The organism is Clostridium sp. CCUG 7971, from assembly GCF_017590215.1.
GTDB lineage: Bacteria > Bacillota > Clostridia > Peptostreptococcales > Peptostreptococcaceae > Faecalimicrobium.
The window spans coordinates 1-22531 of record NZ_JAFFPK010000104.1 but is presented as its reverse complement, the minus strand read 5'-3'; the positions used below and the strand labels follow the sequence as shown (position 1 = coordinate 22531).

Below are 22531 nucleotides of genomic sequence, written 5' to 3'. Positions count from 1 at the left end.
TCCTGGTAAAGTAGTAAAAATATTGGTTAATAAAAATGATGAGGTAAAACAAAATCAACCATTACTAATAATAGAAGCTATGAAGATGGAAACTATAATTGTTTCAAAAACAGATTGTATAGTAAAATCTATAAAAGTATCTGAAAATGAAATGGTAAGAGATAAGCAGTTACTAATGGAAATGAAAAAATAAAGTAAAATAAAAAATACTCTAGATAATTATCTAGAGTATTTTTTATTTTAAGAAAATACAATTTATATCTAAAGATACTTACCAAGACGTTTAATTCTAAGGGTTAATTAAATAATAAATAGATACCTATATTTAGAGAAAGTTAATGTATTTTTATTTAATATAAATTCAAAATTAAAATTTATTTATAAAAAGAAGGAGAGGAAGATTTTAATATAGAAATATACTTAAATCTGTTTTTTATTATCTATACGAATAAAAATAGGTAAAGATAAATTAGTCTAGAAAGTTAATTAAATACATATTGTATAAAGAGGATAGTTTTATACTCAAATCAAGTTAGTTACCTCACCATTTGTAATACAAAAGACAAGTAAGTTACATATCGTAAAGAAACGTTATCTTGCAGAGAATAACAAATATTTAATAAAGTATAATATCTAAATTTTGTATAAATATTAAAAGGTAGGTGCTTTTATGAAAGTTTATGATAGCAATATGTTAAGAAACATATCAGTACTAGGACATAGTGGTTGTGGAAAAACAAATCTAATTGAAGCTATATCATATACAGCAAATCTTACTAATAAAATACCTAAGATAACAGATAAAGTAACAATGACTTACAGTATGGGGCTAGTACCAATTGAATATAATGATTTTAAGTATAACTTACTAGATACTCCGGGATATTTTGATTTCAGTGGAGAAGTTATATCGTCACTTAGTGCAAGTGATGCAGCTATAATAGTAATAGATGCAACTACTGATGTTCAAGTGGGTACAGAGAAGTCATTAGAATTAACTGGAAATATTCCAAAGATAATGTTTATAAACAAAATAGATAATGAAAAAGCTAGATATAAAGATACTTTAGCTATGTTAAGAGAAAAGTATGGAAATAAAGTAGTGCCTATGATTATACCTATTTATAAAGATAAAAAGTTTATTAAATTACACAATGTTTTTGAAAATATGGATGGTTTAGAGGGCGAATTTAAAAATGAAGCTATGAGTGTAAAAGAAGCCTTGATGGAGCTTATAGCAGAAACTGATGACGAGATACTAGATAAGTATTTTAGTGGAGAAGATTTAAGCTTTGATGATATACAAAAAGGATTAACTATAGGTATGCAAAGAGGAGATATTATTCCAGTAATTTGTGGTTCCACGATAAACAATATAGGTACATCTGAGATATTAGAAACAGTATCTAAATATTTAGAACCTAAATATAAAGATAAAGAAAGTGTATTTAAAGGATTTATTTTTAAGACAGTAGTAGATCCATTTATAGGAAAAATGTCTTATTTAAAGGTTACTCAAGGAGAAATTACTAAAGATAATGATGTGTTTAATATAAATAAAGATATAAAAGAGAAAATATATAACTTATATACAATGAAAAATAATGATTTGGTAGAAATAGAAAAAGCTAAATGTGGAGATGTAGTTATACTTACTAAGGTAAACTCATTACAAACAGGATATACATTATCATCAGATAGAGAGGAAGAGCCTTTATCTGAAATAAATCTTCCTAGACCACAAATATATTATGCTATAACTCCTAAAAATAAGGGTGATGAAGAAAAAGTCAGTATAACATTAAATAAAATAGTAGAAGAAGATCCAACTATACGTTGGTATAGAAATTCAGAAACAAAACAAGCTCTTATAGGAGGTCAAGGAGAATTACACATAAATACAGTAAAAAATAGAATGAAAGAAAAATTTGGAGTAGATGTAGAATTAATGGATCTTAAGGTTGCCTATAGAGAGACTATAAGAGGTTATGCTGATGTTCAAGGAAAGCATAAAAAACAATCTGGTGGTCATGGACAATATGGAGATGTAAAAATAAAATTTGAGAGAAGTAATGATGACTTTGAATTTGCAGAAGAAATATTTGGTGGGTCTGTTCCTAAGCAATATATACCAGCAGTAGAAAAAGGGTTAAAGGATTCTATGCTAAAAGGAACACTTGCAGGTTTCCCTGTTACTAATATAAAAGCTACTCTTTATGATGGTTCATATCATGATGTAGATTCTTCTGAAATGGCATTTAAGCTAGCAGCAAGTGCTGCTTTTAAAAAAGGTATGGAGCAAGCACAACCAGTACTATTGGAGCCTATAATGAAACTTAAAATAACAATACCAGATGAATATATGGGAGATGTAATGGGTGATATTAATAAGAGAAGAGGAAAAATACTTGGAATGGAACCTGATGATAAAGGAAAGCAAGTAATATATGCTCAAGCTCCTCAAGCAGAAACATTTAAATATGCTATAGATTTAAGATCTATGACACAAGGAAGAGGATATTTCGAGATGGAAATAGAAAAATATGAAGAGGTTCCTAATCAAATAGCTCAAAAAATTATATTACTAGCAAATAATAATTAAAAATTTTATAAAAAAGGCTGCAGATAGATTGTCTGGAGCCTTTTAAATTCTAATTCATATAGTGGATTAAGATAAATAAATTTTTATAAAAATAGATTTGTATGTGTAAACATTAAGTATAAAAAATCATATAAATTATATAATTAACCATTACACATATCATAAGGAATCGTAAATATAATACTATCGATAAATTTTAAGATATATAAGATGTAAGGCAGGAGGGGATGTAATGTACTTTAATAGATTTACTCAAAGGGCTAAAAAAGCTATAGATTTAAGTTTAGAATCGGCCCAAAAGCTAGGACATGAGGTTGTTGGCAGTGAACATATTCTTTTAGGATTATTAAGAGAAAAAGAAGGCATAGCAGCTAAAGTACTATTAAAATTAGGGATAACAGATACTATATTAGAAACAAGAATAATTGAAATAGAAGGGAAAGTAGAAAGTACACCTTCGGATATAACATTAAGTCCTAGAAGTAAACAGATATTAGAACTATCTGGTATGTTTGCAAATAAATTAAAAACTAATTATATAGGAACAGAGCATATACTACTTGCGATTGTTCAAGAAGGTGAAGGTATAGGAATTAAAATACTAAATGCCGAAGGAATAGATGAAAGAACAATAGTACAATTAATAATAGATATGATGGGATTAGACGAATATGCAGTGCAGCAAGAAGAAGAGAACAAGTATCCAGCTAAAGTTCAATCAACATCATCTAAATTACTAGATAAATATGGAATTAATCTTACTAACTATGCTTCACAAGGAAAAATAGATCCTGTAATAGGAAGGGAAAAGGAAATACAAAGAATTGTTCAAATATTAAGTAGAAGAACAAAGAACAATCCTGTGATAATAGGTGATCCAGGTGTAGGAAAAACTTCTATTGTAGAAGGTTTAGCTATAAATATATCAACAGGGGATGTTCCTGAAACATTAAAAAATAAAACATTATATACTTTAGACATGGGATCAATGTTAGCAGGAGCTAAATATAGAGGAGAATTTGAAGAACGAATAAAAAGTGTAGTAGATGAAGTAATGAAAAATGAAAATATAATTTTATTTATAGATGAATTACACACAATAATAGGAGCAGGATCAACTGGAGAAAGTACAATAGATGCATCAAATATATTAAAGCCAGCCTTATCAAGAGGAGATATTCAAGTTATAGGTGCTACAACTATAGATGAGTTTAGAAAGCATATAGAAAAAGATTCAGCGCTTGAAAGAAGATTCCAACCTGTTATGGTAAATGAGCCTACAGTTGAAGATACTATAAAAATGATACAAGGATTAAGAGACAAATATGAAGCTCATCACAGAGTTAAAATAAGTGATGAAGCTATAAAAGTATCTGTTGAACTATCTATTAGATATATACCAGATAGATTTTTACCAGATAAAGCTATAGATTTAATAGATGAAGCAGCTTCTAGAGTTAGATTAAGAGAAGTTACACCAACATCTGAAATAAAAAACTTAGAAGATGAAATGCAAAATATAATAAATGAAAAAGAAGAGGCTGTTAGGTATCAAGATTTTGAAAAAGCAGCCAAAATAAGAGATGAGCAAGAAAATCTTAAAAAACAATTAGAAGAAGTAAGACAACAGTGGAATAAATCAACTAAGTATGCAGATTTGGTTGATGCAGAAGCAATAGCAGAAGTTGTTGAGCTATGGACTGGAATACCAATAAATAAAATAGTAGAAGAAGAATCTTATAAATTATTGAAGTTAGAAGATACATTACATGATAGAGTGGTAGGTCAAGAACAAGCAGTTAAATCTATTGCTAGCGCAATAAGAAGATCAAGAGCAGGGCTTAAAGACCCTAATAAACCAATTGGTTCGTTTTTGTTTTTAGGTCCAACAGGTGTAGGAAAAACTGAATTGTCTAAAGCATTATCTGAAGTTCAATTTGGAGATGAAAATCAAATTATAAGAATAGATATGTCTGAATATATGGAAAAGCATGCCGTATCTAGAATGATAGGTTCCCCTCCAGGATATGTAGGATATGATGAAGGAGGCCAATTGACAGAAAAGGTTAGAAGACATCCCTACTCAGTTGTATTATTTGATGAAATAGAAAAGGCTCATCCAGATGTATTCAATATACTATTACAAATATTAGATGAAGGTAGACTAACAGATTCAAAAGGAAGAGCTGTTGATTTTAAAAATACTATAATAATAATGACTTCAAATGTAGGTGCTACTACAATTGATAAGCAAAAAACTTTAGGGTTTAGCGCCAATAAAGATGAAGAGATGATTGTAAAAACTCAATATGAAAAAATGAAAGAAAATATAATGGGAGAAGTAAAGAAAAACTTTAGACCAGAATTTATAAATAGAATTGATGATATAATAGTATTCCATTCATTAACAGAAGAGCATATATCTAAGATAGTAATAATAATGACTCAAGATTTAGTTAAGAGACTAGAAAAAATGGATATAAAATTAGAGATGAGAGAGGATGCTATAAAACTAATAGCAAAATCAGGTTTTGATTTAGAATATGGAGCAAGACCATTAAAAAGAGCTATACAAAAAGAATTAGAAGATAAATTATCAGAAGAGATTCTAAAGGGAAATATAAAAAAAGGAAGTACTGTTATAGCAAAAGCTAAAGATAATGATATAATATTTGAAAGTAAAGAGTAATGATATATTATAAGGGGAGATTATATTTCCCCTTTATTTTGTATTAATAAATTTATTAATACGCTAAGAATATTTAAAATTTAATTTAAAAACTCAATAACTTTACATAATACACCATACGTATGTTAAAATTATATAGATAATAGGAAGTTAAGGGTGATTTAAAATGGCGAAAATAAAGACAAAATATGTATGCCAAGAATGTGGATACGAAACATCGAAATGGTTAGGAAAATGTCCAGAATGTACTAAATGGAATACTTTTGTGGAAGAAATAGAGCAAAAGGGTTCTAAAAAGGATGTATTTATTATAGATAAGTCTTCTTCTAAACCAGTAAGTATAAATTCTATACAAACTAAAGAAGAAGAGCGATTTTCAACATGTATAAACGAGCTAGATAGGGTGCTTGGAGGAGGAGTTGTAAAAGGATCTTTAGTTCTTGTAGGTGGAGACCCTGGTATAGGAAAATCAACTCTTTTAATACAAGTCTCAAGTAACGTTGCAAACTCTGGGAAAAGAGTACTGTATATATCAGGAGAAGAATCTGAATCTCAAATAAAAATGAGGGCTCAAAGATTGGGAATAAATTCCGATAATCTATATATATATGCTGAAAATAATTTAAGTATGATAGAAGCTCAGTTAGAAAGTATTAATCCAGAACTTATAATATTAGACTCTATACAGACAGTATTTAGCCCAGAAATATCATCAGCTCCTGGTACAGTTAGCCAAATAAAAGAAGGAACTTCAAAATTTATGAAAATTTCTAAAAAAATGGGTATATCAACCTTTGTAGTTGGACATGTAACAAAAGAAGGATCTTTAGCTGGACCTAAGTTACTTGAGCACATGGTTGATACAGTCTTATATTTTGAAGGAGAGAGATATAATACTTATAGAATGGTAAGAGCTGTAAAAAACAGGTTTGGTTCGACTAATGAACTTGGAGTGTTTGAGATGAGAGATTTAGGGTTAGTCGAACTTGAAAATCCATCAAAAATACTTATATCAGAAAAGCCAAAAGATGTGGCTGGATCAGTAATAATTTCTACTGTAGAAGGAACTAGACCAATGCTTCTAGAATTACAAGCATTAGTGTCTCCTACAAGTTTTGGTATACCAAAGAGAACAGCAACTGGAGTAGACTATAATAGAGTGAGTATGCTTTTAGCAGTTCTTGAAAAACGTGTTGGCCTTCAAATACAAAATCAAGACGTTTATATTAACGTTGTAGGCGGAATCAAAATAAATGAACCATCTATAGACCTGGGTATAGTAATATCTATAGCTTCAAGTTTTAGAAATTTACCTGTAGATGAAACCATAGCGGTAACAGGAGAGGTAGGACTAACAGGAGAAGTTAGAGCTGTCAGCTTTATAGAAAAGAGAATAGCGGAGTGCAAGAAGCTTGGATTTACTAAAATGGTTATTCCAAGAAATAACTATGAAGTAGTGAAAGATGTGAAAGGGATAGAAATATGGCCTGTAGACAACTTAAGACAAGCAATAAATATAGTACTAGGGGGTAGTAAATAATAATGGAGGATTTCCTAAGCAATAAACATGTACTACATGCTTTGAAAATGATATCTCCTGGAAGTCCATTAAGACAGGGATTAGAAAATGTTTTAAAAGCAAAAACAGGGGGACTAATAGTTCTTGCGACAGATGAAGAAATAGTGAGAGTAGTAGATGGTGGATTTACTATAAATGCAGAGTATTCACCGGCATACTTATATGAATTAGCTAAAATGGATGGAGCTATCGTTCTTAGTTCAGATGCAAAGAGGATAATTTTTGCAAATGCACAGTTAATACCAGATTACTCTATACCAACATCAGAAACAGGTACAAGGCATAGAACAGCAGAAAGAGTTGCTAAGCAAACAGGGGCTATTGTAATAGCTATTTCTCAAAGAAGAAATGTAATAACTGTTTATAGAGGTGACCAAAAGTATGCATTAGAGGAAATATCAAAGATATTTACAAAAGCAAATCAAGCATTACAGACTTTAGAAAAATACAAATCAGTGCTAGATCAAGCAGTAATAAATCTAAATGCTCTAGAATTTAATGATTTAGTAACAATATATGATGTTGCACTTGTAGTTCAAAAAATGGAAATGGTAATGAGAATTACCAATATAATTGAAAAGTACATAATAGAGTTAGGTGAAGAAGGTACCTTAGTTAGTATGCAGTTAGATGAGCTAATGGGTACTACTAAAATTGATCAAAAATTAATATTTAAAGATTATAGTAGACATGATGTAGATATTAAAGATTTTAAACGTAAAATAAAAAACCTAACATCAGAGGAACTTGTAGACTTAGTTAATATGGCTAAATTATTAGGATATAGTGGATTCTCAGAGAATATGGACATGGCTATAAGATCTAGAGGATATAGAATTCTTAATAAGATACATAGACTTCCATCAACAATAATTGAAAACTTAGTTAATTATTTTGAAAATTTCCAGGAAATATTAGATGCTTCTATTGAAGATTTAGATGATGTAGAAGGAATAGGTGAAATTAGAGCAACATATATTAAAAATGGACTTATAAAAATGAAACAATTGGTATTATTAGATAGACATATATAATGAATGTTACTACTTTGTTATTGAATATATTGGGTATTATGGATTATAATAAAAAAATACTAAAGGATAAAAACCAGGGGGTGAAAATTTGATACGTAAGATAACAAGAATAATAATTGGATTACTTGGGTTAACTCTAGGTATGACTACGTATACAGCAGTAACAAAAGCAATACCAAATTTTGCATTTGGTAAAGGTACATATGGTTTAGTAGGATCGGTAGCAGTAGGTATAGTTATAGGACTTTTATTCTATATACTAGAACCTTGGGTTTTAAATAAATTTAAAGATATAGCTAAAGTTGTAGATAAAGAGATATCAAGATATCCTCAAACAGATATATTATTAGGCTCTATTGGGCTTATAGTAGGATTTGTAATAGCTTACTTAGTAAGTGGATTAATGAGTTCGATACCTATATTTGGTGGAATATTATCATTCCTTACATATGGATTTATGGGATACTTAGGAATTAAAGTAGCTCTTAAGAGTAAGGATGACTTATTTAATATAGTTAAGATAGGAAAGCTAGCACCATCAATTAAAGAAAAGACTTCGAAAAAAGAAGTTAAAGCTATACCTCCTAAGATTTTAGATACTAGTGTTATAATAGATGGTAGGATAGCAGATATATGTAAGACAGGCTTTATAGAAGGAAAACTTATAATACCTAAGTTTGTATTAGACGAGTTACAACATATTGCAGATTCTTCAGATGATTTAAAAAGAGTTCGAGGTAGAAGAGGTCTTGATATATTAAGTATAATTCAGAAAGAATTAGATATAGAAGTTGAAATAAGTGAAGCTAGATTTGACGATATAGCAGAAGTTGATAGTAAGCTTCTAAAGTTAGGTCAAGTTTTAAATGGTAAGGTAGTTACTAATGATTATAACCTTAATAAAGTAGCACAAGTTCAAGGTGTTGAAGTATTAAATATTAATGAACTTGCAAATGCTATAAAGCCAGTTGCAATACCTGGAGAAGAAATGGTAGTTCAAGTGGTTAAAGAAGGTAAAGAAAATAGTCAGGGTATAGCATACTTAGATGATGGTACAATGATAGTAGTAGATGGTGGAAAAAGACATATAGGTGAAACAATAAGAGTGTTAGTTACATCTGTTCTTCAAACACCAGCAGGAAGAATGATATTTGGAAAACCTAAAAATTAATTAATATATATAAAGGTCTTCGTATTTTCGAAGGCTTTTTCTATATACAAAAATATGTTAATATGATTTAATTTGAGTATATAAGTCTACAAAGAGGTGAATGTATGAATGGCGTTGTTATCGTTGCTGCAGGTAAAGGAAGCAGAATGAAGATGGATATAAATAAGCAATTTATAAAACTAAACGAAAAAGAAATAGTTGCTTATACAATTGAAAAATTCTATAATCATAGGAATATACAAGACATAGTTGTTGTAGTAAGAGAAGAAGAATCTAATATTTTAAAAAAAGAAATATTAGAAAAATATAATTTTAAAAATATAAAAATAGCATTTGGAGGAAAAGAAAGACAAGATTCTGTTTATAATGGATTAAAAATGCTAGATAAAGATTGCAAAAACGTATTAGTACATGATGGAGCCAGACCTTTTGTAAGTAAAGAAATAATAGATAATTCGATAGATGCAGCTAAAAAATATAATGCTGTAGTAGTAGGTGTTCCTGTAAAAGATACTATAAAAATAGTAAATAAAGATAATGATATAGTAGATACTCCTAATAGAAGCGTTCTATGGGCAGTTCAAACACCTCAAACTTTTAATTATGAAATATTAATGAAAGCTTATGAAAATGCATTTGAAAGTGAATTTTATGGAACAGATGATGCTATGCTAGTAGAGCGTATAGGGTATAAAGTGAAAATGATAGAAGGATCTTATAATAATATAAAAGTGACTACACCAGAAGATATAAATATGGGAATTCAAATATTAAAGAGTCAAAACTTATAGGAGGAAAAAATGAGAGTAGGATTAGGATATGATGTTCATAAATTAGTAGAAGGAAGAAAGTTAATAATAGGTGGAGTGAATGTTCCACATGAAAAGGGGTTATTAGGACATTCAGATGCAGATGTATTAGTTCATGCAGTAATGGATTCAATATTAGGAGCACTTGCACTTGGAGATATTGGTAAACATTTCCCTGATACAGATGAAAGATATAAAGGTGCTGATAGTATAAAACTATTAGATTTTGTAAATAATTTAATAAAAGAAAAAGGATATGCTATAGGAAATATAGACTGTACAATAATAGCTCAAAGTCCTAAGATGGCACCTTATATTATGGGGATGAGAGAGAATATTGCAAGGACTTTAAATACGGATATAGAAAATATAAATGTGAAAGCGACGACTGAAGAAGGTCTTGGATTCACAGGTACAAAGCAAGGTATAGCATCTCAAAGTATCTGCATGTTAGTTAAAGTTGACAACTAATATTAAATAATATATTATTATTTTAATCACAAAAATAAATTTAAAGCCGTGATAAAGAAATAGTAGAAGGTGGAGTCTTTACAGAGAGGAAACATTAGCTGAGAGTTTCTAAGGATAAGTCTTTGAACCAGTCTTTTAGCTTAAGAACGTTAAAAGTTTTTACGGTAAGGACCGTTATATCCTATAAAGAGAGCTTTAGGGCTAATTAGAGTGGTACCGCGGAACGAACCTTTCGTCTCTATACGTTTGTATAGAGATGAGAGGTTTTTTTAGTTATAGAACTTAAAAATTATTAATTTAGGAGGAAAGAAATTATGAAAATGTCTAAAATGTTAATATCAACATTAAAAGAAGTTCCATCTGATGCAGAAATAACAAGTCATCAGTTAATGATGAGAGCCGGTATGATAAAGAAAATGGCGTCTGGAGTTTATAACCAATTACCAATGGGATTAAGAGTTTTCAATAAAATACAAAACATAATAAGAGAAGAGATGAATGCTAAGGATGCTCAGGAAATATTATGTTCAGGATTAATACCATCAGAACTTTGGAAAGAGTCAGGAAGATGGGATGTAATGGGTCCTGAAATGTTTAGACTTAATGATAGAAATGAAAGAAGTTACTGCATGGGACCAACTCATGAAGAAGTATTTACAGATATAATAAGACAAGAGGTTACTTCATATAAACATTTACCACTTAACTTATATCAAATACAAGTGAAATATAGAGATGAAAGAAGACCTAGATTTGGTGTTATGAGAACTAAGACTTTCACAATGAAAGATGCTTATAGCTTTGACGTAGACCAAGAAGGATTAGACAAGTCATACCAAGATATGTTTGAAGCATATACAAATATATTTAAAAGATGTGAATTAGAAAATAGCCCAGTTCAAGCAGATTCAGGAGCAATGGGTGGTTCTGCATCAGCTGAATTCATGGTTAAATCAGAAGTTGGAGAAGATGAAATAGTATTCTGCACAGGATGTGATTACGCAGCTAACATAGAAAAAGCGGGGTCAGTAAACCATGAAACTTGTAATGAAGAAATGAAAGAATTAAAAGAAGTTCATACTCCAGAAGTAACTACAATAGATGGATTAGCTAAATTCTTTAATATAGAAGCAGGCAAGTTTGGAAAAACTTTAATATACTATGCAGATGGAAAAAGTGTAGCAGTAGTAGTTAGAGGGGACAGAGAAGTTAATGAAACTAAAGTTGCTAATGCTATAGGTGGAGCTGTAGAGTTTGAGCTTGCTAGTGAAACAACTATAAAAGAGGTAACTGGTGCAGAAGTTGGATTTGCTGGTCCAATAGGAATAAAAACAGATTACTTATTAATAGATCAAGAAGTAGTAGATCAAAAGAATTTAATAATAGGTGCAAATAAAACAGAATATCATATAGAAAATGCTAACTACGGAAGAGACTTTGAAGGTACAGTTGGGGACTTCAGAAATGTAGAAGAAGGAGATAAATGTACTAAGTGTGGTAGTGCACTAGAAGTAGCTAGAGGAGTAGAAGTTGGTCATATATTTAAGTTAGGAACTAAGTACTCAGAATCTATGGGAGCTACTTATCTAGATAAAAATGGTAAATCTCAACCAATAGTTATGGGATGCTACGGAATCGGTGTTGAAAGAACAGCGGCAGCTGTAATAGAACAACATCATGATGAAAATGGTATAATATGGCCTTTAGCTATAGCTCCATATCATGCAGTCGTAGTACCAGTAAATATGAAAAAAGCTGAACAAGTAGAAGTTGCTGAAAATTTATACAATGAATTAAAAGCTATGGGTGTAGAAGTATTATTAGATGATAGAGATGAAAGAGTTGGATTCAAATTCAAAGATAGTGAGCTTATAGGTATACCAATGAGAATAACTGTTGGTAAAGATATAACAGATGGGAAAGTAGAATTTAAGTTAAGAGAAGCACAAGACAAAGAAGTAATATCTTTAGATGAAGTTAAATCAAAGGTTGAAGCTGAGTTTGCAAAACATAACGTAAAGTTAGGATAATTAAAAAATAGTTAGATAGTATATATAATCCACTAACTTATTAACAATTTTAATTAAAATGTGGATATATATACTATTTTAATTGTGACAAAAAACAACTTTATCCACAATTGTAGATAAATATAATAATAAAATATGTTGTTTTTATAGCAATTGGACAAAATAACATTACAATAGAGATAGTATTTTGATATTATAGATACGTATTAAAATTACAGGAGGTAAAATTATGAGCGTAAGAGTAAGATTTGCTCCAAGTCCAACTGGATTTGTTCATATAGGTAGTTTAAGAACAGCTTTATACAATTACTTATTTGCAAAGAAGATGGGTGGAGAATACATATTAAGAGTAGAAGATACTGATCAAACTAGATTAGTAGAAGGTGCAATAGAAAATATGCTTACTGGTATGGCATGGGGTGGAGTTAACCACAGTGAAGGTGTTGTACTAGATGAAAATGGAAACATAACTCAAAAAGGTGAGTATGGTCCATACATACAATCTGAGAGATTAGATATATACAAAGAATATATAAAAGAGTTACTAGATGATGGTAAAGCTTATTACTGCTTCTGTACTAAAGAAAGATTAGACTCTGTTCGTGAAAAGCAAAAAGAAGCTGGAGAAACTCCAAGATATGATGGTAACTGTAGAGATTTAACTAAAGAAGAAATAGATGCTAAAATAGCAGCTGGTGAACCGTATGTAATAAGACTAAGATTACCAGAAAACCATGTAATAAAGTTTACTGACTTAGTTAGAGGGGAAACAGAATTTAATACTAACGATTTAGATGATCAAGTATTAATAAAAACTGATGGATTCCCAACTTACCACTTTGCAGTTGTAGTTGATGACCATTTAATGAAAATAACTCATGTAATAAGAGGAGAAGAATGGGTATCTTCAACTCCAAAACATGTTTACTTATATGAAGCGTTTGGATGGGAAGCTCCAACATTTGTACACTTACCAAACATACTTAATAGTGAAAAGAAAAAATTAAGTAAGAGACACGGAGATGTTGCAGTTGAAGATTTCAAGAAAAAAGGATATTTACCAGAAGGATTAATCAACTATGTTGCACTAGTTGGATGGTCTCCTGAAGATAACCAAGAACTATTCACTATGGAAGAATTAGAAAATGCATTCTCTGTAGAGAGAGTATCTAAGAGTGGTGGAGTATTTGACACTGAAAAATTAAACTGGGTTAACCAACATTATATAAAAGATGCAGATGATGAATATTTAACAGATTTAGCTATACCATTCTTAGTAGAAGCTGGATTTATAAGTGAAGAAGAAGCTACAACTAAATATGATTTCTTAAAGGGTATGGTTTCTGTACTTAAAGAAAAATTACAATACGTAAAAGAAATAACTAACCATGCTTCTATATTCTTTGGAGATAAGGTAGAGTTAGAAACTGAAGAATGTAGAGAATTCTTAAACTTAGAGCATATACCAACGCTAGTTAATGCATTAGCTGAAAAAATGGAAAAAGCTGAAGTTGTAGATGAAGCTTTCGTAAAGGCAATGTTTAAAGAAATACAAAAAGAACATGGAATAAAGGGTAAAAACTTATTCATGGGATCAAGAATAACATTAACTGGTCAAATGCATGGTCCAGATTTACCAAAGACTATGGAAGTATTAGGTAAAGAAACTTGCTTAAATAGAATATCTTATGTAAAAAACAATCTTATATAATTATAAAAGTCCGCCAATTTTAAAGGCGGGCTTTTTGCATAAGTAAATATTTTAAAGTTAAATGTCATATCATCGTACTATTAAAGGAAAGTAAATGTTTATGTAGTTATTTGATGAAAGAATTTAGTTGTAAAGGTAGAGGAATTTTATCCGATAAATGTAATATATTAAAACAACATTAAAATTAATATGAGATTAAAACGTAATTATAAAATAAATTAATAGAGTTTTATTTTAATATAGGGGGGTAATTATGTATAGTAGTATAGAGGATGTAAAAAAAGAATTAAAAGAACTTTGTAGTGAGTATGTGAGTATACTAGAAAAGTTAAGAGAAGAAAAAGTTATAAATAAAGAAACTTTTGAAATATGTAGCTCGAGTAAGGTATTATTTTTAGAAGAATAGTCTAATAATATTTTAAAGGTAGATTTTTTTGAAATACTGAGGATATAATAGTAATACTATTAATTCTGAGATTTTTAAACTATAATATTATGGTAAGATATAACAAAGTAGCGAGGTGACAAGTATGAAATTATATAATACATTGACGAGGACAAAAGAAGAGTTTGTACCATTAGAAGAGGGTAAGGTGAAGATGTATGTATGTGGACCGACTGTATACAACTATATTCACATAGGGAATGCAAGACCATTTATAATATTTGATACTTTAAGAAGATATTTAGAGTACAGAGGATACGATGTAACTTATGTTCAAAACTTTACGGATGTTGATGATAAAATAATAAAAAGAGGGCATGAGGAACATATATCTCCAGAGGCAGTTGCAAATAAATATATAGAAGAATACTTTGTGGATGCTGATGGATTAGGTATAAAAAGAGCTAATGTTCATCCTAAAGTTACAGATAATATACAAGAGATAATAGCTTTTGTTAAAGCTTTAGAAGATAAAGGTTATGCTTATGAAGTAAATGGAGATGTTTATTTTGACACTAAGAAATTTGACGGATACGGAAAACTTTCAAAGCAAAATCAAGATGACTTAGAAGCTGGAGCGAGAATAGAAGTAAATAGTCAAAAAAGACATCCAATGGATTTTGTTCTTTGGAAATCTAAAAAAGAAGGAGAACCAGGATGGCAGAGTCCATGGGGAGAAGGTAGACCAGGATGGCACATAGAATGTTCTGTTATGTCAAATAGATACTTAGGGGAAACTATAGACATACATGCAGGAGGCCAAGATCTAGCATTTCCTCATCATGAAAATGAAATAGCTCAAAGTGAAGCTAAGAGTGGAAAAACATTTTCAAATTACTGGGTACACAATGGATATATAAATATAAATAATGAAAAAATGAGTAAATCTAAAGGAAACTTCTTTACTGTAAGAGATATATCAAATTCTTATGATTTAGAAATAGTGAGATTCTTTATGTTATCAGCTCATTATAGAAACCCAGTTAACTTTAGTGATGAAATGTTAACACAAGCAAAAACTGCTTTAGAAAGACTTTATAATGCTAAAGAAAAATTAGAGTTTACAGTAAGCAATCTACAAGAATCTAGGGAAACTTCAGATGAAAAATCATTAGCTACAGAATTAGATGCATTTAGAGCTAAATTCATAAATGCTATGGAAGATGATATAAATACAGCAGATGCTATAAGTGTTATATTTGAATTATCTAGATTTATAAATACAAATGTAGATGAAAAATCTTCTTTAGAATTTGCTAAAAAGTGTTTATATGAATTCAATGAATTAACTAGTGTATTAAATATAGTTAATAAAAAAAATGATGATATGTTAGATGAAGAAATAGAAAATCTAATACAAAAAAGAGTAGATGCTAAAAAGAATAAAGACTTTAAATTAGCAGACGATATAAGACAAGAGCTATTAGATAAGGGAATAATATTAGAAGATACTAGACAAGGTACGAAGTGGAAAAGAGCATAATTATGAATAGAACAGAACTAATAACAATGTCTCCATTAGTATTAGCTTATATAGGGGATACAATTTACGAATCATATATAAGAGAATATCTTATTAGACAAAATATAAATAAAAAAGTTAATGACCTTCACAAATCGGCAGTAAAGTATGTTAAGGCAAAAGCTCAAGCTACTATAATGCATGAAATAGAAGAAGAGTTAACTGAAGAGGAATTAAGAATATATAAGAGAGGTAGAAATCAAAAATCTCATACATCTCCTAAAAATGCAGATATAATAGATTATAAGCATGCAACTGGGTTTGAAGCTTTAGTAGGATATCTACATTTAGGTGATGAAAAAGAAAGACTTGATTATATAATATCTAAAGGTATAAAAATAATAGAAGATAATATGTAAAATAAAAAGTATTGCTTTTAAGAGCAGTACTTTTTTAATATATGTTTTTATAACATAATTAATGAGGTATAATAGTATCTATAAATTATTACTAAGGGGGATATTAAAAATGAAAGTAAAATTATTATCTTACACACCAGAACCAGAAAAAGTTATATCTATGGCAGCTAAGCTATGTTATTCAGCTGTTGGAGTTGACGATATAGAAAAGAATTTGACTGATGAGAGTATAGATAAATTTTTAAATATGTTAATTAATATAGGACATGAGTCTCCTTTAGAACATGTTTCATTTACTTTTGCAGTAGAAGGAATATCAAGAGCATGTTCACATCAAATAGTTAGACATCGTATAGCTAGTTATTCACAACAAAGCCAACGATATGTTAAATTAAATCAATTTGAGTATATAATTCCTCAGGAAATAAATGAAATAGAAGAAGCTAGAGAAGTATTTATAGATGCTATGAAAAAAGACCAAGAGACTTATGATAAGTTAGTAGATATATTATTTGAAAAACATTATAATAATTTAATCAAATCTGGAAAAAATGAAAAAGAGGCGAAAAGAGACGCTGAAAAGAAAGCTATAGAAGATGCTAGATATGTATTCCCAAATGCATGTGAAACAAAAATGGTATTTACGATGAACACTAGAAGTTTATATAATTTCCTAGATCATAGATGCTGTGAAAGAGCACAATGGGAAATAAGAGAATTAGCTACAGAGATGCTAAGACAATTAAAACAAGTTGCTCCAATACTATTTAAAAATAGTGGACCTAACTGTGTAAAAGGACCTTGCCCAGAAGGTAAAATGACATGCGGTGAGATAATTTCAATAAGAGAAAAATTTAAGAATTTGTAGGCGGTGGAAGATTTGGCAATAATAGAAGGAAGAAATCCTGTAATAGAAGCGATAAAAAATGATAGAGAAATAGATAAGATAATGGTAGCAAACTCAGCTAAAGAAGGTTCTATCAAAAAAATAATAGGAATGGCTAAAGAAAAGAATCTAATAATTCAATATGTTGATAAAAATAAACTAGATGAAATAAGCACAAGTCATGCTCATCAAGGAGTAATTGCTCAAGTAAGTGAACATAAATATGTTGAGTTAGATGATTTAATAGAAAGTGTAAAAGCAAAAGGAGAAGATCCATTCTTTATAATATTAGATGAAATAACAGACCCTCATAACCTTGGAACTATAATAAGAACAGCAGATGCAGTAGGAGCTCATGGTGTAATAATACCAAAGAGAAGATCAGTACATATAACTCCAGTAGTAGTAAAAGCTTCAGCTGGTGCAATAGAATATGTACCAGTTTGTAAAGTAACCAATATAGTAAATACAATCAAGAAGTTAAAGGAAGAAGGTCTATGGATAGCAGCGGCAGATATGGATGGACAAGTTTTCTATGAACAAAACCTTACAGGAGCACTAGGATTAGTAATAGGAAGTGAAGGTTTTGGGATATCTAGACTAGTTAAACAAAATTGTGATTTTACAGTTAAAATGCCTATGATAGGAAATGTAACATCATTAAATGCATCTGTAGCAGGTGGAATTCTTTTATATGAGATATTCAAGCAAAGATCAGGCGTAAAATAAATTAAATGAGAAGAAATATAAAAAAGTATTTAATAGTAGATGGTTACAATATTATAAATGCATGGGAAGAATTACAAAATATAGCGAAAACAGATTTAGAATATGCAAGAGATAAGCTTATTGATGCTATTATTGAATATGCAGAATTTACAGGACGAAAAGCGATAATAGTTTTTGATGCATACAACGTTAAAAGTAGTAAAGAAAAGTTGGAGTTTAGAAAATATATAACTATAGTATATACAAAAGAACATCAAACAGCAGATAGTTATATAGAAAAATACATAAGTTCTTTATCTAAATATGATGATGTTAAAGTAGCAACTAATGACTATGCAGAACAGCAGATAGTATTAGGTAAAGGTGCATCAAGGATATCTGCAAGAGAATTAAAATTAGACTTAGATAATGCAAAGGCGAAAATAAGAGAAAAAACTAGTAGTATGGGGAAAAAAATCCAGCGAAACTGGTTAGAGGATAGGATAGATAAGGAAACATTGTCGAAACTTGAGAACATTCGTAGAAACCATTGAAAATACTAAATTTATTAGATTATAATATAGCTATGAAAATGGTTAATGGGGGAGATTTTACATGTTAGTAGCGAATGATAAATATTATGAGGTAGTAGATAATTCTCAACAAGATGAGTATGATTTAGTATTAAAAGCTAGCAAAGGGGATAAAATAGCTTTAGAATATATTATTAAAAAATACAAAAATTTTGTAAAAGCAAAAGCAAAATCATATTTTTTAATAGGTGCAGATAAGGAAGACATAATACAAGAAGGTATGATAGGCCTTTATAAAGCGGTTAGAGATTTCGATGGAAACAAAACGAATTCATTTAAATGTTTTGCTGAAATATGTATAACGAGACAAATAATAACAGCAATAAAGACAGCGACAAGACAAAAACATATACCACTTAATTCTTATGTATCTTTAAATAAACCTATATATGATGAGGAATCAGAAAGAACACTTTTGGATATTATAGCAACTAGTATGGTTACTGATCCAGAAGAACTTATAATTAGCAAAGAAGAGTTAAAACGTATTGAATCTAAAATAAATGAACTATTAAGCGAATTAGAGCAAGAAGTCCTAGAACTATATCTAAATGGAAAGAGTTATCAATATATAGCGGACAGGCTTGAAAGAGATGTAAAATCAATAGATAATGCTCTTCAAAGAGTCAAGAGAAAATTAGAAAAACATCTTGAAAACAAGAATGATTAATAGTAAAATACTTACCATAAGCTTATTATAAGCATATTAATTTATTCATAAAAACTGAGGAGGAATTCAAAATGGCTAAAGCTAAATTTGAAAGAAATAAACCACACGTTAATATAGGAACAATAGGTCACGTTGACCACGGTAAAACTACATTAACAGCAGCAATAACAAAAACATTATTCGACAGATATCAATTAGGAGAAGCAGTAGACTTCGCTAATATAGATAAAGCTCCAGAAGAAAGAGAAAGAGGGATCACAATCTCTACAGCTCACGTTGAATACGAAACTCCAAACAGACACTACGCTCACGTTGACTGCCCAGGACATGCTGACTACGTTAAGAACATGATAACAGGAGCAGCTCAAATGGATGGTGCAATATTAGTTTGTTCAGCAACTGATGGACCAATGCCTCAAACAAGAGAACATATACTATTATCAAGACAAGTTGGTGTACCTTACATAGTGGTATTCTTAAACAAGTGTGATGTAGTAGATGATGAAGAATTATTAGAGTTAGTTGAAATGGAAGTAAGAGACTTATTAAACGAGTACGAATTCCCAGGAGATGACACTCCAATAATCCAAGGATCTGCTTTAATGGCATTACAAGATACTTCTTCAGTATGGGGAGACAAAATAGTTGAGTTATTTGAGCAAATAGATGCTTATATACCAGAACCAGAAAGAGATGTTGATAAGAACTTCTTAATGCCAGTAGAAGATGTATTCTCTATAACAGGAAGAGGAACAGTTGCTACAGGTAGAGTAGAAAGAGGAATATTAAAAGTTCAAGACGAAGTTGAATTAGTAGGACTTTCTGAAGAGCCAAGAAAAATGGTTGTTACAGGAGTAGAAATGTTCAGAAAATTATTAGATCAAGCACAAGCTGGAGATAATATAGGAGCATTAATAAGAGGGGTACAAAGAAACGAAATAGAAAGAGGACAAGTATTAGCTAAGCCAGGAACAGTTAAAGCACATACAAAATTCATGGCAGAAGTATACGTTCTTAAAAAAGAAGAAGGTGGAAGACATACTCCATTCTTCGATGGATACAGACCACAATTCTACTTCAGAACAACAGACGTTACAGGAGCTTGTAAGTTACCAGAAGGTGTAGAAATGGTTATGCCAGGAGATAACGTAACTATGGAAGTTGAATTAATCAACTCTATATGTGTAGAAGAAGGATTAAGATTCGCAATAAGAGAAGGTGGAAGAACAGTAGCATCAGGTGTTGTTGCTTCTATAGTTGAGTAATCTCTTATTTAACGATTGATATATATATATATATATAAAAGAGGGGCTATGCCTCTCTTTTTTTATTAAATTGAAAAAGGTAATAATATACTGCTTATATTTTCTTGACAATTTGGATGAAATTTTATATACTAAGTTAGTGCTTTGAAAGAGAAACAAGTCGAGTTTGTAACTAAGTTTTACATAAAAAATAAATTTTGTAAAATTACAAAAAAAACTTGAAAAAATACAAGAAATAATATAAAATGTAATAGTGTGCTTGAGAGATATGAAGTAAATTGAATAAATCTTAGTTAACAGCGACCGAATGCCGGTTGAAAAAATACAACACACCCGGAGCAGTGTATCGGCATAAGTCGTGCGTGATATTAAGATTAAACGTGCGATAAAGGAGGGAAATTACAATGGCTAAAGAAACAATAAGAATAAGATTAAAGTCATATGATCACAAATTATTAGATTTTTCAGCTGCTAAAATAGTTGAAACTGCTAAGAAAGCTGGATCACAAGTTTCAGGACCTGTGCCACTACCAACTGAAAAGCAAGTTGTAACTATACTAAGAGCTGTACACAAGTACAAAGACTCTAGAGAGCAGTTCGAAATAAGAACTCATAAGAGATTAATAGACATAGCAAACCCAACACCTAAGACAGTTGACTCATTAATGAGATTAGACTTACCAGCTGGTGTTGATATAGAAATAAAATTATAATAGCAACCTAAGATGAAATCCTATAAGGTGATTATCTTAGAATGATTATAATGAAAGTTATAATCCGCTGTAAGAATTATAGGAGGTGCTAATATGAAAGGTATATTAGGAAAAAAACTAGGTATGACTCAAATATTTACTGAAACAGGTATAGTAATACCAGTTACAGTTGTTGAAGCAGGACCTATCGTTGTAACTCAAATAAAAACAGTTGAGAAAGACGGATACAATGCAATCCAAATAGGATTTGGAGATGCTAAAGAAAAATCTTTAAACAAGCCTCAAAAAGGTCATTTAGCTGCTGCTAACGTTTTAAAGAAACACTTAAAAGAATTTAGAGTAGATTCTGTAGAAGGATATACAGTTGGACAAGAAATAAACGCTGATTTATTCGCTGCAGGTGAAGTAATAGATGTAACTGGAATAAGTAAAGGTAAAGGATTCCAAGGTCCAATAAAAAGACATGGACAATCAAGAGGTCCTGAATCTCACGGTTCTAGATACCACAGAAGACCAGGTTCAATGGGAGCATGTTCTTTCCCTGGTAGAGTTTTCAAAAACAAAAAATTAGCTGGACACATGGGTAGCGTTAAAGTTACAGTTCAAAACTTAGAAGTTGTTAAGGTAGATGCTGATAAGAACCTTATATTAGTTAAGGGTGCTATACCAGGACCTAAAGGTTCAGTAGTAACTATAAAAGAAGCTGTAAAGTCTTCTAAATAATGACTAACCTAAGAAAGGAGGAAGCACAATGCCAAAATTAAACGTATTAAACACTAATGGACAAAATGTTGGAGAAATAGAATTATCAGATGCTATATTCAACATAGAAGTTAATGAGCACGTATTATACGAAGCTGTTAAAAATCAATTAGCAAACAAGAGACAAGGTACTCAATCTGCTAAAACTAGAGCAGAAGTTAGAGGTGGCGGAAGAAAACCTTGGAAACAAAAAGGAACTGGTAGAGCTAGACAAGGTTCTATAAGATCTGTACAATGGGTAGGTGGAGGAGTTGCCTTCGCACCTAAGCCAAGAGATTACAGTTACACTTTACCTAAGAAGGTAAGAAGATTAGCGATGAAGAGTGCTTTATCTGCTAAAGTTCAAAATGGTGAAATAATAGTATTAGACGCTTTAAATATGGAAGCTCCTAAGACTAAGGAATTCGCTCAAATATTAAAGAATGTAAATTCTGCAAAGAAAGCTTTAATAGTAACTGCTGAAAACAATGAAAACGTAATAAAATCAGCAAGAAACTTAGAAGGTGTTCAAG

General features: G+C 30.2%; 21 protein-coding genes and 1 other annotated feature. All 21 genes read left to right on the top strand.

Annotation, left to right across the window (positions count from 1 at the left end):
- Positions 1-193, top strand: a 193-nt coding sequence (locus JWF52_RS13255; RefSeq protein ID WP_208334023.1) for a biotin/lipoyl-containing protein, incomplete at its 5' end; no start/stop codon positions are given.
- A gap of 477 nt (positions 194-670) precedes the next feature.
- Positions 671-2602: an elongation factor G gene (locus JWF52_RS13250; protein ID WP_208334022.1), complete on the top strand. Its 1932-nt coding sequence runs from the start codon at positions 671-673 to the stop codon at positions 2600-2602.
- A gap of 232 nt (positions 2603-2834) precedes the next feature.
- A complete protein-coding gene (locus tag JWF52_RS13245; RefSeq protein ID WP_208334021.1) occupies positions 2835-5291 on the top strand; it encodes an ATP-dependent Clp protease ATP-binding subunit in 2457 nt (818 codons plus the stop codon).
- 166 nt (positions 5292-5457) lie between these two features.
- Positions 5458-6831 (top strand): DNA repair protein RadA, encoded by a 1374-nt coding sequence (radA, locus tag JWF52_RS13240; RefSeq protein ID WP_042278167.1) that lies wholly within the window; start codon positions 5458-5460, stop codon positions 6829-6831.
- Positions 6832-6833: 2 nt separating this feature from the next.
- Positions 6834-7904: a DNA integrity scanning diadenylate cyclase DisA gene (gene disA, locus JWF52_RS13235; protein WP_208334020.1), complete on the top strand. Its 1071-nt coding sequence runs from the start codon at positions 6834-6836 to the stop codon at positions 7902-7904.
- Between the two features lie 88 nt (positions 7905-7992).
- On the top strand, positions 7993-9075 hold the full coding sequence (locus JWF52_RS13230; RefSeq protein WP_208334019.1) for a PIN/TRAM domain-containing protein: 1083 nt from the start codon (positions 7993-7995) through the stop codon (positions 9073-9075).
- A gap of 104 nt (positions 9076-9179) precedes the next feature.
- Positions 9180-9866, top strand: a complete 687-nt coding sequence (ispD, locus tag JWF52_RS13225; RefSeq protein ID WP_208334018.1) for a 2-C-methyl-D-erythritol 4-phosphate cytidylyltransferase — start codon at positions 9180-9182, stop codon at positions 9864-9866.
- A 9-nt stretch (positions 9867-9875) separates the two neighbouring features.
- Positions 9876-10355 carry a 2-C-methyl-D-erythritol 2,4-cyclodiphosphate synthase gene (ispF, locus tag JWF52_RS13220; protein ID WP_208334017.1) on the top strand — a complete coding sequence of 160 codons (480 nt, stop codon included), beginning with the start codon at positions 9876-9878 and terminating at the stop codon, positions 10353-10355.
- 39 nt (positions 10356-10394) lie between these two features.
- Positions 10395-10598 (top strand) — a binding site (T-box leader).
- Between the two features lie 71 nt (positions 10599-10669).
- Positions 10670-12385 carry a proline--tRNA ligase gene (locus tag JWF52_RS13215; RefSeq protein WP_208334016.1) on the top strand — a complete coding sequence of 572 codons (1716 nt, stop codon included), beginning with the start codon at positions 10670-10672 and terminating at the stop codon, positions 12383-12385.
- A gap of 229 nt (positions 12386-12614) precedes the next feature.
- A complete protein-coding gene (gene gltX, locus JWF52_RS13210) occupies positions 12615-14096 on the top strand; it encodes a glutamate--tRNA ligase (protein WP_208334015.1) in 1482 nt (493 codons plus the stop codon).
- Between the two features lie 253 nt (positions 14097-14349).
- On the top strand, positions 14350-14502 hold the full coding sequence (locus tag JWF52_RS13205) for a hypothetical protein (protein WP_208334014.1): 153 nt from the start codon (positions 14350-14352) through the stop codon (positions 14500-14502).
- Between the two features lie 124 nt (positions 14503-14626).
- Positions 14627-16024, top strand: a complete 1398-nt coding sequence (gene cysS / locus JWF52_RS13200) for a cysteine--tRNA ligase (protein WP_208334013.1) — start codon at positions 14627-14629, stop codon at positions 16022-16024.
- Positions 16025-16026: 2 nt separating this feature from the next.
- The gene (locus JWF52_RS13195; RefSeq protein WP_208334012.1) at positions 16027-16422 is read left to right on the top strand and encodes a Mini-ribonuclease 3; all 396 of its coding nucleotides are present in this window, start codon (positions 16027-16029) and stop codon (positions 16420-16422) included.
- Between the two features lie 109 nt (positions 16423-16531).
- Complete coding sequence (thyX, locus tag JWF52_RS13190) at positions 16532-17290, top strand: FAD-dependent thymidylate synthase (protein ID WP_208334011.1); 759 nt, start codon at positions 16532-16534, stop codon at positions 17288-17290.
- 12 nt (positions 17291-17302) lie between these two features.
- Positions 17303-18037, top strand: a complete 735-nt coding sequence (rlmB, locus tag JWF52_RS13185; protein WP_208334010.1) for a 23S rRNA (guanosine(2251)-2'-O)-methyltransferase RlmB — start codon at positions 17303-17305, stop codon at positions 18035-18037.
- A gap of 5 nt (positions 18038-18042) precedes the next feature.
- Positions 18043-18570 carry an NYN domain-containing protein gene (locus tag JWF52_RS13180; RefSeq protein WP_208334009.1) on the top strand — a complete coding sequence of 176 codons (528 nt, stop codon included), beginning with the start codon at positions 18043-18045 and terminating at the stop codon, positions 18568-18570.
- 61 nt (positions 18571-18631) lie between these two features.
- Positions 18632-19279 (top strand): RNA polymerase sporulation sigma factor SigH, encoded by a 648-nt coding sequence (gene sigH / locus JWF52_RS13175; protein ID WP_208334008.1) that lies wholly within the window; start codon positions 18632-18634, stop codon positions 19277-19279.
- A gap of 71 nt (positions 19280-19350) precedes the next feature.
- Positions 19351-20544, top strand: a complete 1194-nt coding sequence (gene tuf, locus JWF52_RS13170) for an elongation factor Tu (RefSeq protein ID WP_208334007.1) — start codon at positions 19351-19353, stop codon at positions 20542-20544.
- 404 nt (positions 20545-20948) lie between these two features.
- A complete protein-coding gene (gene rpsJ, locus JWF52_RS13165; protein WP_042278235.1) occupies positions 20949-21257 on the top strand; it encodes a 30S ribosomal protein S10 in 309 nt (102 codons plus the stop codon).
- Positions 21258-21350: 93 nt separating this feature from the next.
- Entirely contained in the window at positions 21351-21980 is a 630-nt protein-coding gene (gene rplC / locus JWF52_RS13160) for a 50S ribosomal protein L3 (protein WP_208334006.1), read from the top strand.
- 28 nt (positions 21981-22008) lie between these two features.
- The coding region (rplD, locus tag JWF52_RS13155) for a 50S ribosomal protein L4 (RefSeq protein ID WP_208334005.1) at positions 22009-22531 on the top strand (523 nt) is incomplete at its 3' end.

Bases quoted from the DNA above. Each gene is read 5' to 3' on its own strand.
- JWF52_RS13250 (WP_208334022.1), top strand. From the start codon at position 671: ATGAAAGTTTATGATAGCAATATGTTAAGAAACATATCAGTACTAGGA.
- JWF52_RS13245 (WP_208334021.1), top strand. From the start codon at position 2,835: ATGTACTTTAATAGATTTACTCAAAGGGCTAAAAAAGCTATAGATTTA.
- radA (WP_042278167.1), top strand. From the start codon at position 5,458: ATGGCGAAAATAAAGACAAAATATGTATGCCAAGAATGTGGATACGAA.
- disA (WP_208334020.1), top strand. From the start codon at position 6,834: ATGGAGGATTTCCTAAGCAATAAACATGTACTACATGCTTTGAAAATG.
- ispD (WP_208334018.1), top strand. From the start codon at position 9,180: ATGAATGGCGTTGTTATCGTTGCTGCAGGTAAAGGAAGCAGAATGAAG.
- ispF (WP_208334017.1), top strand. From the start codon at position 9,876: ATGAGAGTAGGATTAGGATATGATGTTCATAAATTAGTAGAAGGAAGA.
- JWF52_RS13215 (WP_208334016.1), top strand. From the start codon at position 10,670: ATGAAAATGTCTAAAATGTTAATATCAACATTAAAAGAAGTTCCATCT.
- gltX (WP_208334015.1), top strand. From the start codon at position 12,615: ATGAGCGTAAGAGTAAGATTTGCTCCAAGTCCAACTGGATTTGTTCAT.
- JWF52_RS13205 (WP_208334014.1), top strand. From the start codon at position 14,350: ATGTATAGTAGTATAGAGGATGTAAAAAAAGAATTAAAAGAACTTTGT.
- cysS (WP_208334013.1), top strand. From the start codon at position 14,627: ATGAAATTATATAATACATTGACGAGGACAAAAGAAGAGTTTGTACCA.
- JWF52_RS13195 (WP_208334012.1), top strand. From the start codon at position 16,027: ATGAATAGAACAGAACTAATAACAATGTCTCCATTAGTATTAGCTTAT.
- thyX (WP_208334011.1), top strand. From the start codon at position 16,532: ATGAAAGTAAAATTATTATCTTACACACCAGAACCAGAAAAAGTTATA.
- JWF52_RS13180 (WP_208334009.1), top strand. From the start codon at position 18,043: ATGAGAAGAAATATAAAAAAGTATTTAATAGTAGATGGTTACAATATT.
- sigH (WP_208334008.1), top strand. From the start codon at position 18,632: ATGTTAGTAGCGAATGATAAATATTATGAGGTAGTAGATAATTCTCAA.
- tuf (WP_208334007.1), top strand. From the start codon at position 19,351: ATGGCTAAAGCTAAATTTGAAAGAAATAAACCACACGTTAATATAGGA.
- rpsJ (WP_042278235.1), top strand. From the start codon at position 20,949: ATGGCTAAAGAAACAATAAGAATAAGATTAAAGTCATATGATCACAAA.
- rplC (WP_208334006.1), top strand. From the start codon at position 21,351: ATGAAAGGTATATTAGGAAAAAAACTAGGTATGACTCAAATATTTACT.